Source organism: Cupriavidus sp. 01L43 (assembly GCF_056399925.1).
The window spans coordinates 136,965-151,131 of the sequence record NZ_JBFTSH010000005.1 but is presented as its reverse complement, the minus strand read 5'-3'; the positions used below and the strand labels follow the sequence as shown (position 1 = coordinate 151,131).

Sequence of the window (14,167 nt, the reverse complement as noted above, 5' to 3'; positions counted from 1 at the left end):
TACCGAAATGTACCATGTGGTACACGATGGGGCGAAATTGGGGTTTACGCGAGCGCGCAACGACGGTATCGGGTGAGAGTGCTTCGGGGGTCGGTCGGGGCTACGCGCCCTTCTTCGACTTTCCAGGCGAGGTCATCTTGCTGGCGAAGTACTTGAGCGCGGCCGTGGTGCCCTTGCGGTCGCCTGTCGTGATCAGGTCCAGCAGCAGGCCGCGAATCGTCGCCACTTCGACGCGTGCGAACAGCCGCGCCTCTTCCGCGCTGATGTGCATGGCTTGCTGCAATCGCTCGGCAATTACTGCGGTCCAGCTACCAATGACATCGTCAAGAAAGCCGCTGAAGCGTTCACGATCCCGGATGGCTCTTCCGTAGATTTCGAACAGCAACTGCATGATGGGCAGATAGCTCGACGCGGAGTAGCGCTCCCATGCCGCCACCAGGGTCGCTTCCGCATCCAGTCCATCCACGTGCAATTGCTCACGTGCCTGCTGCTCGGCATGCCGCACGCGGAACAGCAGTGCCTGCCAGAAGCCGTCAGCGGAGCCAAAGTAGTAGATGAGCATCCGGTGGCTGGTTCCCAGTGCATCCGCCACACTGCGCAACGACAGATCCCCAAGACCGTTCTCGAGAACATGCACGGTTGCCGCATCGAGCAATTGAATGGCCTGCTCGCTAGCGGAGCGGTCGGGCGGCGAGGCTTTGGTTTTTGGCATCCTTGGCTTCGGATTCGGGAATAAGGGGCGGGGGTCAAAATGTACCATGCAGTACAAGACGGCAGCGCTCTCTTCATTCGTCGGCCTGGCCGCAGCGCCACGCTGATCGCTATCCAGCCTCGCCTTTCATCCCGATCTTCGTCACCAGCGCCCCGTAGCGTGAGGTTTCCGCTGCAACCAGCTCCGCGAACTGTGCAGTCGAGGCGCTCTTGCGAATCTCCCCGCCATTGGCCTTCATCGTGGCGTCCAGCTTGCCGCCGGCTTGCAAGGCGGCTACCGCCTCGAACAGCCGCCTGGCGATCGGGGCCGGCAGGCCCGCTGGCGCGAACAGTCCACTCCAGTTGTCGAGCACGAAGCCGGGCGGTAGCGATTCCGCCAGCGTCGGCACTTCCGGAAAATGTATGGAACGCGCCGCCGCGGACACGGCCAGCGCGCGCACCTGTCCCTGCCGGATCATCGCCGCGGCCGTGCTGAGCACAGGCATGCCGAACTGCGTCTGCCCGCTGATCATCGCGGTGAGGATTTCGTTGGCGCCCTTGTACGGGATGTGCACCGCTTCCGTGTGCGTGTCATGCAGCAGCGTTTCCACCGCCAGATGCGACACACTGCCGTTGCCGCCCGAACCATAGTTCAGCGCGCCGGGTCTCTTGCGCATCGCGTCGATCAGTTCGCGGGCCGACTTGTAGGGCGACGAAGCCGGCACGGCAAGCACCACGGGCCCGCCCGACAGCGCCGAGATCGCCGTGAAATCGCGCGACGGATCGTAGGGCGGTTCGCGATACAGGTGCACATTGATCACGTGCTGGTTGGCCAGCACGCCCAGCGTGTAGCCATCGGGAGCCGCCCGCTTCAAGGCGCGCGCGCCGATGATGCCGCCGGCCCCGCCGACGTTCTCCACCACCAGCGGTTGCCCCAGCACCGGCCCGAGTTCGGCCGAGATGGTTCGGGCGATGGAATCCGGCGCGGTGCCCGCGACAAACGGCACGACGAGCCGGATGGGCCGGCTGGGATACGGTGCGGCGGCCAGCGCCACGCGGCCAAACGTGCCGCCCAGCGCCGCGGCGCCGGCGGCGGCGCCTGCGCTGGCAAGCCAATGACGACGATTCATGGTTGTCTCCTGATAGGCGCGCGGTCTGGGCCGCGTCACCGGTCCGCGTTCAGGCAGCAGCGGGATCGAGGATCGCCTTGGCAATCGTGTTGCGCTGGATCTCGCTGGTGCCGGTGAAGATGCGGAACATGCGCAGCTTGCGCCAGGTCTGCTCCACGGGATGTCCGCGTGTCACGCCCACGTTACCGTGGATCTGCACGGCCTTGTCGGCCACTTCGAAACAGCGCTCGGACACGAACAGCTTGCAGGCGGCGGCCTTCATGCGCAGGTCGGCGCCGGCATCGGCCAGCATCGCCGTCTGCGCAATCATGCTCTCGCAGGCCCACAGCGCTGCCGCCATATCGGCCAGCATATGCTGGATGGCCTGGAAGCGCGCGATCGGACCGCCAAACTGCCGCCGTTGTCCCGCGTACTCGACCGATGCCTGGTACGCGCGCGTCGCCAGCCCGAGCATCGAGGGGCAATGCAGCAGTCGGTTCACGTTGATGCGCGACATGCCGAGCTTGAAGCCCCGCCCTTCCCCGCCGAAGATGTTGGCGCGCGGCACACGCACGTTCTCGAAACGGATATCCGCATCGATATGCTGGCCGGACATCGGCACGTAGGCCTGTTCGACGGTGACGCCGGGCAGGTCAAGGTCGACCAGCACTGCGGTGATCGCGGGCGGCGTGGTGCCTGCATCGGTCACGCACATCACGATGGCGAAGTCCGCGAACGGTGCCCCGCTGATGTAGTGCTTCTGGCCATTGACGACCAGATCGTCGCCATCTGCCACAGCGGTGGTCCGAATGCTCTGCGCGTCAGATCCGGAATGGGGTTCCGTCAGCGCGAAGCAAGTGGACTTCTCCCCCCGGATCACCGGGCGGAAGTAGCGCGCCACCTGGTCTGGCGTGGCGTACTTGAGCATATTGCCCACGCGGGGCGGGCCACCCAGATCGCCCAGCACGTGCGGTGCCAGTACCGCGCCGCTGGCGGCAAGGTCGGCCTTGAGCGCGCACTGCTCCTGGATGTTGAGTCCCTTTCCGCCAAGTTCTACCGGCAGGCAGGCGGCGTAGAGGCCCAGTTCGCTCGAACGGCGCCATACCTTGCGCAGCACCTCGCGCGGCCATGGGTCTTCAGTGCCCAGACCGAGCTCCTGTTCGAGCGGGCGCAGGTCATCGTCGATGAAGCGCGCCACGGCGGCCCGCGTATCGATCAGCACCGGATTGGTCAGATGGTCGAACATAAGCACTCCTCAGTTCACGCGGCGGCCGGCGCCGGCCCAGTACTGCTCGCGCACGAGCTTGCGGGCCAGCTTGCCGCTGGCGTTCTTGGGTAGTTCCGCCACGAAGTCCACCGAGCGCGGCGACTTGTAGTCCGCAATGCGCGCGCGGCAATGGCCGATCAGTTCGTTCGCGCTGGCCTGCCGGCCCGGCCACAACGCCACGACAGCCTTGACGCTTTCGCCCCAGGTATCGTCCGGCACGCTGATCACGCACGCCTCCATCACGTCGGGGTGCTGGTACAGCGTGGCCTCCACTTCGTTCGGATAGACGTTGAAGCCGCCCGAGATGATCATGTCCTTCTTACGGTCGACGAGATAGATATAACCCTCCGCATCCACGCGGGCGAGATCGCCGGTATGGAGCCAGCCATCGACCAGCACCTCGCTGGTCAACGCCGGCTCGCCCCAATAGCCCTGGAACACGTCTGCGCCGCGAATCACCAGTTCGCCGATCTCTTCGCCGCTGACCTCCTCGCCGCGCTCGTTGACCACGCGGACTTCGGTCTCGCCCAGCGCGCGGCCGCAGGACGCCAGCCGCTCGGGGTATTCGTCGATGGCCAGTGCATGGTCGACCGTGGAAAGCCGCGTGACGCCGGACGTCGATTCGCTCGCGCCATAGCCCTGCGACAGCACCGGGCCGATGCGCTGCCACGCCTCGCGGATGCGCGCCGGCGCCATCGGTGCGGCGCCATAGGCCAGCGTCTTGAGGCTGCTCAGGTCGGCAGTGGCAAGCGTCGGCTCGGCCAGCAACATGTTGATCATCGCCGGCACCATGAAGACATGGGTCAACTGCAGGCGCGCGACCTCGGCCAGGAAATGCGCGGGCTCGAACTTCTCGAACAACACCAGCGTGGCGCCGAGGAACAGGTACGGCTGCATCAGCATGCCGGAGGCATGCGTGACCGGGCCGATCAGCGCGAGGCGGTCGCCGGGGCGCGCGGGCCGGTCCATGGTCAGGATCATCTTGCGCAGCGCCGCCAGCCGGTTGCCATAGCTCTGCATGGCCGCCTTGATCTTGCCCGTGGAGCCCGAGGAGAAATGCAGCACCGCCAGATCGTCGGGGTGCGGCGTGTAGTCGATCGCTGCCATGCTGCCACTGGCCATGAGCGACTCATAGTCACCATGGCCCGGTGCCCCGGTCTCGATGGCGAAGAAGTGCTCCACGCTGCCAAAGCCTTGGGTATCCCGCGAGTAGCCGGTATATCCGGGCCCCACGATCATCACGCGCGGCGTGCAGTTCTCCACCACGTCGGAAGCCTCGGCGGCGGCGAAGCGCGGGTTCAGCGCCGCCTTGACGAGCCCGGCCTTGTACAGCGCGCATTCAATCTCGACGATCTCGGGCAGCGCGTGGAAGCGCAACTCGGCGTGTCGCTGTTCGAGCGCACGGCGCTCGGCATGCGGGTGACGCCGGCTGGAGCGGTGTTCCTGGAACGGGCGCGCCGCATCCGGCTGGAATACGAAGACGCGCTCAAGGAGATGCGCGGCATCCAGACGGGGGAACTGGGCTTGCTGCGGCTGGGCTATTCGCCGTCGATGCCAACCGGGCTGGTGCTCGGCGCGTGCCGCCAGTTGATCCGGGAGCGGCCGGTAGCCAGGCTGCGGCTGACGATGCGCGTAGCGCGCGAACTGATGGATCTGGTGGAGACCGGCGAACTGGACCTGGCCTTGGCTCCCCTGCCGCGCCAGCCCAACCCGGCGCTAGAGATGCGGGAACTGTTCACCGACCGCCTCGCCGTGGTCGCCGATGAGGCCCATCCGCTGCAGCAGCGGCGCAACCTCACGCTGGCCGATCTGGTCGGCCAGCAATGGATGCTGCCCAGCGCCCACGTATTGATTCGCCAACAACTCGAGGCCGCGTTTGCCGAGCTTGGCCTGCCACCGCCCATCCTGCGTGTGGAGACGGATTTCGGCAGCGCCACGCTGTTCGACCTCGTGCGCGGCACCGACATCCTGTGCATGGCCGCTGCCAACGGCAACAGCCGGATTGCCGGACTGCACCCGATCGCGCTGCGCGCCGATGCACTCGACCTGGGCCGCCGCGTCGGCGTGCTGTCGCGGGCGGGCGCCTACCTGTCCCCGCTCGCGAACCGGATGGTGGATCTGCTCGCCGCGAAGTCGGTGTGAGCGAATTCGCTGGCCAGTGGCAGCCGCTTCCGCCCCTATGCTTTGGCATAGGTGTCGATGGCTCTTCGAACAATGATGCGGATACAGACTGAGAATTGGCGTCCGACCTCCATCTGTCTAACATTCCGGCTATCAGTCGCACGTTTTGTTCGACATCCGGAGGAACCTCATGACCCCCAGCAATATATCCGCCCCCGTCGCCGCCACGCGTGCCGGGTTCGCCGTTCCGGCCTCTGCCATGGGCATTGTGCTCGGCATGGCCGGCCTATCGAACTGTTGGCGGGTCGCTCATACGCTATGGGGTGTCAGCGCGGAGATTTCTGACGCGCTCTTTGCGGTCACCACGCTCATCTGGGCCGTGCTCGTGCTCTTGTACGCCGCCAAGTGGGTGGGGCATCGTAGCGAGGCATTGGCGGAGGCACGACATCCCGTCGCATGTTGCTTTATCGGCTTGATCCCGGTGGCCACGCTGCTGATTGCGGTCTGGCTACACGGTTACGTTCCAACGTTGGGGCGCGCCCTGATCGTGGTGGGCGTGGTTGCCCAACTGGCCTTCTCGACGTTCCGCAGCGGCGGCATGATGCGAGGGGGTCGCAAGCTCGGCGATACCACCGCGGTGATGTATCTACCCACCGTGGCGGGCAACTTTGTCTCCGCGATGGCCATGAGTTCGCTTGGCTGGATGGATCTCGCCAAGCTATTCTTCGGCGCCGGCCTGTTCTCGTGGCTCGCGATCGAGTCGATCCTCACCTACCGACTGCATCTTGGCGACGAACTGGCCACTGCGGTGCGACCGACACTGGGTATCCAGTTGGCGCCACCGGTAGTTGGCGCGGTGGCATACCTTGCCGTCACAGGTGGCAGCCTGGACTGGCCCTTCTACGCAATGTTCGGTTATGGCGTCCTGCAGCTACTGTTCCTGGCGCGGCTCGCAACCTGGTTTTCGGCGGCGGGCGCGACACCGGGTTTCTGGGCGTTCAGCTTCGGGGTCACCGCGCTGGGGCTGTCCTGCATGCGCGCCGCGACCATCGCACCTGCTTCTCTATTCGCGAACCTCGCATTGCCCCTGTTCGTCTTCGTCAATCTCTTTGTCGGCGCGCTGTTCCTGATGACACTGCGCCTGTTGCTGCAAGGTCGTCTGTTCCGTCGCACTACTTAACCGGCAGTCACGAAAGCGCGCCCAGGACCGCAAACGCGGTTCTGGGCGTTGCGCCTGCCTTGCCTCGGCTAGCTACGCTCGAGGACTATCTTCCCGACGGTCTTGTTGCTCTCCAGCGCTGCATGCGCACGACGGAGGTTTTCGGCCGTGATATCGCCGTAGTGCTCGCCAACCGTGGTCTTCAGCACACCCTCATCGAGCAATGCCGCCACGCGCCCGAGCAGCTTATGCTGCGCGATCATGTCGGCGGCCCGGTACATCGACCGCGTGAACATGAATTCCCAATGCAGCGAGATCGACTTGCGCTTGAGCGGCATCGCGTCCAGCGTTGCGGGATCGTCGATCAGCGCCAGTTGTCCCTCGGGCTTGAGCAGGTCGACGATCTGGGCGTAGTAGCTGTCCGTGTGCGTCAGGCTGATGACATGCTCGACCTGAGGCAGCCCCAACGCCGCCAGTTGCGGCTGCAGCGGCTGGCTGTGGTCGATCACATGGTGCGCGCCTCGCTCGCTCACCCACTTCCGGGTCGCGGGCCGGGAAGCCGTGCCAATGACCGTCACGCCGGTGAGCTTGCGCGCCAACTGGATCAGGATCGAGCCGACACCACCGCTCGCGCCGATCACCAGCAGGCTCTGTCCCTGGCCGCCACCCTCGGGGATGCGCAGCCGATCGAACAGCAGCTCCCACGCCGTAATGCTGGTCAGCGGCAGCGCCGCAGCCTCGGCGGGCGCGAGCGAAGTGGGCCGATGCCCCGCAATCCGTTCGTCGACAAGGCCATACTCGGCGTAGCTGCCCTGGCGCGTGATATCGCCGGCGTACCAGACCTTGTCGCCCACCTTGAAGAACTCCACCGCAGCGCCAACGGCCTCCACCGTGCCGACGGCGTCCCATCCCAACACGCGCGGCGCGCCCGGCTGCACACCGAGGCGTAGCTTGCTGTCCACCGGATTCACTGCAATCGCCTCGATCCGGACCCGCAGATCACGGGAATCCGGTTCCGGCCGCGGGAGGTCCACCTCGTACAAGGCACGCGGATCCTCGATGGGCAGCCCGGCCTTGTCGTAAACAATCGCTTTCATTCTGCTTGACTCCTCGATAGGTAGAACAGGCTACGCGCCGCGCAGGAACTCGCGCACGTGCGCGACGTAGGTGGGGGCATACTGGAAGAGGGCCCCGTGACCGGCGTTCGGATAGACGATCAATGTCGCATCTGGCAGACCCTCCGCCAGCACAAAGCTGTTACGCGTAGGGATCATGGTGTCGTTGTCCCCATTGGTCACGAGCACGGGATGCGGAATCTTGCCGAGCTTGCCGGTGACGTCACCCTCCCAGTTCGCCCAGGCGATCATCGCGCCAAGTTGCGCCGGCGCAACCTCGGTGCTGGCCGGCAGGTCCGGCTCGCCGGTTCGCGATGCAAGGCGCTCCAGGAAAGCTTGCGCAGCGGCGGTGCCGGCGGGCGTCGCCGGGAAGAAGAGCCGCTTGAGTTTTTCCGGCATCGGCATCTCGCCATCCGTGTAGATCGCAACCAGTTCGGGACGATCCATGCCGGCACCCTCGCCGCCCTGCGGCGCACTGCCCGACAGGATCACACGCGCCACCAGTTCCGGTCTGGCGATCGCGATATCCTGCGCGAGAAAGCCGCCGAGCGAGTAGCCCAGGATGTGGCACTTGCGGAGTGCGATGGCGTCGGCGAACCGCAGGACATGCCGGGCCATGGCCTCGATGGTGGCCGGCACGGCACCGCCGGAGCGTCCCACCCCCGCGTTCTCGAAGAGGATGATCTCCCGGTCCGCGGACAGCGCGTCGATGATCGCCGGGTCCCAGTTGTCGAGCGTGCCAGTGAAATGCTGGAGGCAAAGCAGGGGCAAGCCGCCGTTTGCGTTGCCGAAGCGCCGATAGGCGTAGCGGACGCCCTCGGCTTCGGCATACTGCGTCGGGGCATTGGATGAGGTTACGGGTGTCATGCTGGTGTCCAGTGTTGTTCAGCCATCGTTGTCATGCCGCCGCGGAGCCGTCGTACGCGGGCATGACCAGCACCGCCCGGAACCGGACATCGGCACGCATCATGCGGTCGTAGGCTGCCTGCGCCTGCTCCAACGGGAAGGTCTCGATCATGGGCCGGATGTCCTGCAAGTTGGCAAAGGCCAGGGTCTGCTCGTTGTCGAAGACCGTTCCCGTGAGAGCGCCTACCACCGCACGCGCGCCGAACACGAGGTCCATTGCCGTCAGCGAGATGGGGTCGCCCGGGACGGCCACGACGACCAGCCGTCCGCGCGCCGCCAGGCCGGGAACGAGCGCCGACATGCCGGCGCCCGTAGGTGCCGTTCCCAACACCACCTTGGCCCCGCCGAGACTGCGCAGCACGGCCACAGCGTCTTCGCTTTCCGAGTCGATATAGCGATGGGCGCCCAGCTCGGCCGCCAGTTCCGCCTTGTCGGCGCCACGCGCAATCGCCACGGTATGGAAGCCCATCTTGCGCGCGAACTGCACCGTGAGATGGCCGAGGCCGCCCAGTCCATGGACCGCCACCACGTCGCCGGCCCGCGCATTGGCGTTACGCAAGGCGTTGAAGGTGGTCAGGCCGGCGCACAGCAGCGGAGCCGCCTCGGCAGCGTCGAGTTCTTCCGGCACACGTACCAGCCCGCGCGCTTCGGCGAGCATCCGTTCGGCGTAGCCGCCATCCGTCGTCATGCCCGTAATGACCGGGCTCTCGCAGTTGACGATATCGCCCTGCCGGCATGACGGGCAGCTACGGTCTTCGCCGGCCAGGAAGCCTACGCCCACGCGCTGGCCGATGCGCCAACCATCGACACCATGGCCCAGTGCCTCGATCCGGCCCACGACCTCGTGGCCGGGCACCATGGGCCGCTCCGGGTCGGCGGGAGCGCGCCCCACCGTGGCGCTGTCCGAGTGGCAGACGCCGCACGCTTCCACGCGGATTCGGACCTGTCCGTGTCCAGGCTCGGTCACCGGGCGATCGATCAGCGCCAGCTTGCCAGGCGCCACCACTACGGCGGCGCGATAGGTTTGCGTTGCAGTCATGGTTGCGCCCTCACTCGAAGCGGAAGTCCGACAGATCCACGCCCACGATCAGCGGCTCCGCCATCGCCAGGTTCTCGGGCGTGCGCGGGTAGATGCGCATGCGCGTCGGCATGCGAATGCCCTGCACCTCGACATAGTCGGAAAGATAGCGGGCGGCGGCGTTACGGCCCTGGATGTCCACCTCGTAGTCATGACGGCGCAGCAGGCCGTCCGCGTCGAAGTAGTAGGTCTGCTCCGCGCTATGCGTGGCCACGGCATCGGGGAAGGTCACACGCAGACGCCGCCAGGAGAGGCCGTCCACCACCCACGGCTCGATCTCGGTGGCACGCACGCCGGGGTGGCGCAGCACGAATGGCGACGTCAGATACGTCCACATCGTGTAGCCAGCGAAGTACGCCAGTTGGGCATTCGACCAGGGGGTCTCAAGCTCGAAGCCGGCGAATGAGGCACGGGGGTTCGAGAGGGTCTCGACCGGCGTACCGTCCGGTTGCAGGATCTCCACGCGCGCCGGCGTGAAGACCGAGTGGTTCGTGGTCGGTGCGAAGGGTTCGTGCGACACCCGTTGTGCGTGAAGGTCGACGGTCACGCGTGAATCCGTCAAGACCCCTTCACGTTGCTTCAGCGTCCACAGGACACCCGTGTGGTGCAGGCGCGCCGACACGCGCTGGAAACCCTGGAAGCGTTCGAGGCCACCCGCGGCCTCGATGGCGAAACTGATCAAATCAGACATGCTTTACCTTTCTGAAGACGAAACGATCCACTTCGACGCTGACGCGCGAAGGTGGGGAAATGGTGCGACCGGCGCGCCGTGTGCCGGTCGGTATCCGCTAAGCGTGGGTATCGATGAAAGCGGCCACGTGCCGAGCAGCCGCAACAGGAAACTGGAGGTGGGGACCGTGCCCGGCGCGCGGGAACGTCACCAGGTGGAGGGTCGGCAACTGGTTGTTCAGCGCATACCAGTTCTCTACCGGGAACACGATGTCGTGATCGCCGCCCACATGCAGCACCGGAATGTGCGTGGACTTGAGCGCGTGAAGCACGGCTTCGACCGGGAAGGCGGGGTTCCGCGGCCCATCGCCAAGTTGGGCGCCGGCCCATTGCCATGGCACCTCGGGGCTGACGTCGGCTTTGCGCGCGGCGAGCCGCTCTGCGGATTGCCTGGCCGCCTCCCGGCTCTCCGGAGAGGCCGGCTCGAAGAACAGGCTGACGAAATCGTCGAAGTCGTTCTCGCGCTTGGCCAGCGTATAGAACAGCGCCTCGCCCGGTTTGGCCAGCTCGCCCGGCGGTGTCGTGGCGAGCAGCACGGCGTGGCTGACGAGCTGAGGCGCCAGTGTCATCACGAGTTGGGCAGCAATACCGCCGACCGACCAACCGCCGATGATGACCTTGCCGAGGTCTAGCGCGGCGATCAGGTCGATCGCATCACGGGCCAGCGACGCAGGCTGATAAGTCGGCTCACCGGTGGATTGCCCCATGCCGCTGTAGTCGAACACGGTCACCTGGAAGCCCTGGCTGGCCAGGGAATCGAGGAAGAGAGGATCCCAGGCGTCCATGGTGCCCCGGAACCGCACGCAGAGCACGACCGGCTTTCCACGCCCGAAGGTGCGATAGGCGAGGCGCCGTCCCGGCACGTCGGCGAACCGGGTTTTCGCGGTGAGGCTTGCCGAGACTTCGGCCATTGAAGCATTCATTGAGTCCAACCTTGCATGACCATCGATGCACTGTAAGGCACGGATGCCAGGCCTTCATGATTCCCGCTCCGCAGAAAATCTCAAACGACATTTATCGTGAGGTTTTCGGACATGCGGACCCTGAATGCCGTGCCGCGCCCTCCCAATCGCGGCGCTTTCGATGCGCGCCGCGCCAGCATCAAAACTATCCGCAAAGCCAGACCGGATAAAGCGTGGACGCCTGAACAGTACATCCGTGCGGGCCGAACAATGGGTCATCCAATGCCGCGCTGACGCCAGTTTCCCGCACGTTTCCGGGGCATGACACGTTCACTTCGCACAGGGGGGATATGCGACAATCGCCGCGACCTTGAAGACAGAAACACAACGCTGTCATCGCGGTTGGTGCGTTTTTTAAACCCGTGAAGTGAAGCATGTCCATGGATGCCAAGACACAGGACGCGACGTCAGTCGTCTACATCGTCGACGACGAGGAATCGACCCGCTCGTCATTGACCAACCTCCTGCGTTCCGTGGGATTCACCGTCCGCAGCTTCGAAGGGACAGCGGCGTTCAAGGCATCGGCGAGCGCGAACGTACCGGGCTGCCTGCTACTCGATGTTCGCCTGCGTGGAGAGAGCGGATTGTTCTTTCAGCAGCAGGAGAAGGCGAACCACCGGATGCCGATCATCTTCATGACGGGATATGCCGACGTGAGCATCTGCATCAAGGCGATGAAGGCCGGAGCTGCGGACTTTCTTCTCAAGCCATTGGCAGAGCAGGATGTCATCGACGCCGTGACGGCCGCCCTGGCATTGGACAAGACCCTGCTCGATGCGGATCACGCGCGCAACAAGCTGGCGCAGCTCTATGACTCGCTGACCGCGCGCGAGCGCGAGGTGCTGGCCTACGTGGTAGGCGGCGCGCTGAACAAGCAGATCGCTGCCGGCATCGGCATCAGCGAAGTCACTGTCAAGGTGCATCGTGGCACTGCCATGCGGAAAATGAAATCGAACTCCGTCGCCGACATCGTGCGCAAGGCGCAGATGCTTGGCATCGAGCCGATGTGGCGCTGATCAGGGCCGCCGCGCCTGTCCTTGCACGCCCGGCAGCGTAAAGCAGAGCGTCGCGCCCTCGCCTCCCATCGACTCGGCCCAGATGCGGCCGCCGTGGGCCTCGATGATCGACTTCGAGATGGACAGGCCCAGGCCCAGGCCTTCGGCCTTGGACGTCGCGAAGGGCTGGAACAGCCTCTGGAACGCTTCAGCGTCGATACCCGGCCCGGAATCGGCCACCTTGAACCGAATGCTGTCCTCGCCTTCCGGCTCCGCCTGCACGGCGAGACGGCGTACCGGCGCATTCGTTCTCGCTTCGATGGCGTGGATACCGTTCAGTAGCAGGTTGCCCAGGACTTGCTGCAGCTGCAGACGGTCCACGAACACTCGCAGGCCGGCATCCACGTCAGTTTCCACGACGATGCCCTTCGCCTCCGCTTCAGGCGTGATCAGGAAGATCGCCGACGCCACCACTTCGGCCGCCGACTGCAACCTGGCCTGCGGCGGCGTATGTGTCATGAAACCGCGCAGCTTGTGGCAGATCTCGGTGGCGTCACGGGCCCAGCGCGCTGCGTCGCGTACGGATGACTTGGCTTCCTCCATCTCCGGCTGGTCGCGCTCCAGCCATCGGGCTGCGGCTTCGATCGACGTCCTGGTCGCGGACAGCGGCTGGCTGATCTCATGCGTGATCGACGCCGCCAATTGTCCGATCAGTGCAATGCGTCCGGCGCGTGCCATCTCGGCGCGCATCGACTGCAGGCGGCTGATGTTCTCCTGGTACTCGGAGATGTCGAACGCGAAGAACTGCAGCCGCGCATAGCGGGCAGGCTGGGCCGGCAACGAGCAGCGCCATACGATGGGGATCGTCCGTCCGGTCAGCGACGTCAGCGTGCGCTCGCCCTGACAGGCTGTCGCGCCATCGAACATCGCCTTGAGTACCTTCGAGTTGCTAAGCCGGCTGGCGGGAAGCAGGTCCCTGGCCTTCGCGAAGAAAGATGCCCGGGAGTCCGCATCGAACAACGCCAGCGCGGCGTCATTGGCGTCCACGAAAACGTGATGACGATCGCGCAATTCCTGGATGGCCATCGGATTGGCGTCCAGATAGGCCTCCAGATCCGTCACGCCCTCCGCCTTGCGCGCGTCGACCCATTGCCGGATCCCGGACCAGTCCTCGATCAGGATGGGAATCGGCGCGAAGCGAAAGGTCTCATCCCCAGGATGGCTACACGATGCCAGGCGTGGACAGGCGTCGGGGTCGATTGCGATCTGGGGCGTGGAAGCTTCGGGGCTGGGATGGATCATGGAAGACGGATATGGGCGGCAGGCCACGCGGGCGCCATGGCAATCATGCCGGACCGTGGATGTACCGGCATCTATACGAACGTATAGTCTGCCGCGCTGTGGGCCTTGAAGCTACGGCGCCACCAGCCCCGAGGCCGGAGGCTTCTTCGGGACAAACCCGATGTGCCATGGCGTACGTGCCGCGATACGTCCGTATAAGTGTCCCCGGCACCGCGATTGCGCTAATGTCCGGACGAGAGACCCTTCGCCGCGTTGCGCTACCGATATGTCGTGTCAGTCCTGACGCCCGTGCCTGCCAAGATTGTCTGTGTCATCGATGATGAACCGTCCGTCCGGCGTTCCACCGGCGCGCTGATCCGCGCGCTGGGTTGGGGCGTCTCCTTTTTCTCGTGTGCCGAAAGCTTCATCGCCCATCCGAGCAGCACCGCCTACGACTGCCTGATCTGCGATATCGCGCTGGAAGGTATCTCCGGCCTCGAACTGCTGCGACGGTTCCGTCATGCGGGGCACGCAACACCGTGCATCTTCGTCACCGCCCATGGCACGCCTCAAAACCGTTCCGAGGCCATGCAGCTCGGTGCGGCATGCATGCTCGACAAGCCGGTGGATCCTGATGAGCTGGTCGACTGGATGTCACGCATCCTGGGTTCGATACCCTGACGCGACACGCGCCCGGCCCGTGCCGCCACGTTGCGCACGGTTATACGAACGTGTCGCCCACCATGCGCCAATCG

The 14,167-nt window shown here is 65.3% G+C and carries 13 protein-coding genes and 1 pseudogene; 4 read left to right on the top strand and 10 right to left on the bottom strand.

Annotated elements, in window-relative coordinates; all coding sequences use genetic code 11:
- Positions 1-100: 100 nt before the first annotated feature.
- The 4 genes and pseudogenes from AC1DP9_RS11310 to AC1DP9_RS11295 all read right to left on the bottom strand — a co-directional run.
- Positions 101-712, bottom strand: coding sequence for a TetR/AcrR family transcriptional regulator (locus AC1DP9_RS11310; protein ID WP_092294060.1), 612 nt, complete (start codon positions 710-712; stop codon positions 101-103).
- A 109-nt stretch (positions 713-821) separates the two neighbouring features.
- On the bottom strand, positions 822-1,820 hold the full coding sequence (locus AC1DP9_RS11305) for a tripartite tricarboxylate transporter substrate-binding protein (protein WP_477107371.1): 999 nt from the start codon (positions 1,818-1,820) through the stop codon (positions 822-824).
- A 49-nt stretch (positions 1,821-1,869) separates the two neighbouring features.
- On the bottom strand, positions 1,870-3,045 hold the full coding sequence (locus AC1DP9_RS11300; protein ID WP_477107370.1) for an acyl-CoA dehydrogenase family protein: 1,176 nt from the start codon (positions 3,043-3,045) through the stop codon (positions 1,870-1,872).
- Positions 3,046-3,054: 9 nt separating this feature from the next.
- Positions 3,055-4,425, bottom strand: a pseudogene (locus AC1DP9_RS11295) (AMP-binding protein); the annotation flags it as partial.
- 6 nt (positions 4,426-4,431) lie between these two features.
- Here AC1DP9_RS11295 and AC1DP9_RS11290 point away from each other — a divergent pair.
- Together AC1DP9_RS11290 and tehA are read left to right on the top strand one after the other, a co-directional pair.
- On the top strand, positions 4,432-5,208 hold the full coding sequence (locus AC1DP9_RS11290) for a LysR substrate-binding domain-containing protein (protein WP_477107369.1): 777 nt from the start codon (positions 4,432-4,434) through the stop codon (positions 5,206-5,208).
- Positions 5,209-5,377: 169 nt separating this feature from the next.
- A complete protein-coding gene (tehA, locus tag AC1DP9_RS11285) occupies positions 5,378-6,367 on the top strand; it encodes a dicarboxylate transporter/tellurite-resistance protein TehA (protein ID WP_477107368.1) in 990 nt (329 codons plus the stop codon).
- Positions 6,368-6,435: 68 nt separating this feature from the next.
- On the opposite strand, the gene AC1DP9_RS11280 is transcribed toward tehA, so the two are convergent.
- The 5 genes from AC1DP9_RS11280 to AC1DP9_RS11260 form a co-directional block, all read right to left on the bottom strand.
- Complete coding sequence (locus tag AC1DP9_RS11280) at positions 6,436-7,443, bottom strand: zinc-binding alcohol dehydrogenase family protein (protein WP_477107367.1); 1,008 nt, start codon at positions 7,441-7,443, stop codon at positions 6,436-6,438.
- A 30-nt stretch (positions 7,444-7,473) separates the two neighbouring features.
- Positions 7,474-8,328 carry an alpha/beta fold hydrolase gene (locus tag AC1DP9_RS11275; protein ID WP_477107366.1) on the bottom strand — a complete coding sequence of 285 codons (855 nt, stop codon included), beginning with the start codon at positions 8,326-8,328 and terminating at the stop codon, positions 7,474-7,476.
- 31 nt (positions 8,329-8,359) lie between these two features.
- Positions 8,360-9,406: an alcohol dehydrogenase catalytic domain-containing protein gene (locus tag AC1DP9_RS11270; protein WP_477107365.1), complete on the bottom strand. Its 1,047-nt coding sequence runs from the start codon at positions 9,404-9,406 to the stop codon at positions 8,360-8,362.
- Between the two features lie 10 nt (positions 9,407-9,416).
- A complete protein-coding gene (locus tag AC1DP9_RS11265; protein ID WP_092294078.1) occupies positions 9,417-10,136 on the bottom strand; it encodes a hypothetical protein in 720 nt (239 codons plus the stop codon).
- Positions 10,137-10,233: 97 nt separating this feature from the next.
- On the bottom strand, positions 10,234-11,085 hold the full coding sequence (locus tag AC1DP9_RS11260; RefSeq protein ID WP_477107364.1) for an alpha/beta fold hydrolase: 852 nt from the start codon (positions 11,083-11,085) through the stop codon (positions 10,234-10,236).
- Positions 11,086-11,510: 425 nt separating this feature from the next.
- Between AC1DP9_RS11260 and AC1DP9_RS11255 the strand changes: the two genes are divergently transcribed.
- Positions 11,511-12,152: a response regulator transcription factor gene (locus AC1DP9_RS11255; protein ID WP_092294082.1), complete on the top strand. Its 642-nt coding sequence runs from the start codon at positions 11,511-11,513 to the stop codon at positions 12,150-12,152.
- Here AC1DP9_RS11255 and AC1DP9_RS11250 read toward each other — a convergent pair whose 3' ends face one another.
- Entirely contained in the window at positions 12,153-13,433 is a 1,281-nt protein-coding gene (locus AC1DP9_RS11250; RefSeq protein WP_477107363.1) for a sensor histidine kinase, read from the bottom strand.
- Positions 13,434-13,703: 270 nt separating this feature from the next.
- On the opposite strand from AC1DP9_RS11250, the gene AC1DP9_RS11245 reads away from it, so the two are divergent.
- Positions 13,704-14,093 carry a response regulator transcription factor gene (locus AC1DP9_RS11245; RefSeq protein WP_477107362.1) on the top strand — a complete coding sequence of 130 codons (390 nt, stop codon included), beginning with the start codon at positions 13,704-13,706 and terminating at the stop codon, positions 14,091-14,093.
- Positions 14,094-14,167: the final 74 nt, after the last annotated feature.

Coding starts and splice junctions, on each gene's coding strand:
- tehA (WP_477107368.1), top strand. CDS start 5,378: ATGACCCCCAGCAATATATCCGCCCCCGTCGCCGCCACGCGTGCCGGG.
- AC1DP9_RS11300 (WP_477107370.1), bottom strand. CDS start 3,045: ATGTTCGACCATCTGACCAATCCGGTGCTGATCGATACGCGGGCCGCC.
- AC1DP9_RS11265 (WP_092294078.1), bottom strand. CDS start 10,136: ATGTCTGATTTGATCAGTTTCGCCATCGAGGCCGCGGGTGGCCTCGAA.
- AC1DP9_RS11270 (WP_477107365.1), bottom strand. CDS start 9,406: ATGACTGCAACGCAAACCTATCGCGCCGCCGTAGTGGTGGCGCCTGGC.
- AC1DP9_RS11280 (WP_477107367.1), bottom strand. CDS start 7,443: ATGAAAGCGATTGTTTACGACAAGGCCGGGCTGCCCATCGAGGATCCG.
- AC1DP9_RS11260 (WP_477107364.1), bottom strand. CDS start 11,085: ATGGCCGAAGTCTCGGCAAGCCTCACCGCGAAAACCCGGTTCGCCGAC.
- AC1DP9_RS11255 (WP_092294082.1), top strand. CDS start 11,511: ATGTCCATGGATGCCAAGACACAGGACGCGACGTCAGTCGTCTACATC.
- AC1DP9_RS11250 (WP_477107363.1), bottom strand. CDS start 13,433: ATGATCCATCCCAGCCCCGAAGCTTCCACGCCCCAGATCGCAATCGAC.
- AC1DP9_RS11310 (WP_092294060.1), bottom strand. CDS start 712: ATGCCAAAAACCAAAGCCTCGCCGCCCGACCGCTCCGCTAGCGAGCAG.
- AC1DP9_RS11305 (WP_477107371.1), bottom strand. CDS start 1,820: ATGAATCGTCGTCATTGGCTTGCCAGCGCAGGCGCCGCCGCCGGCGCC.
- AC1DP9_RS11275 (WP_477107366.1), bottom strand. CDS start 8,328: ATGACACCCGTAACCTCATCCAATGCCCCGACGCAGTATGCCGAAGCC.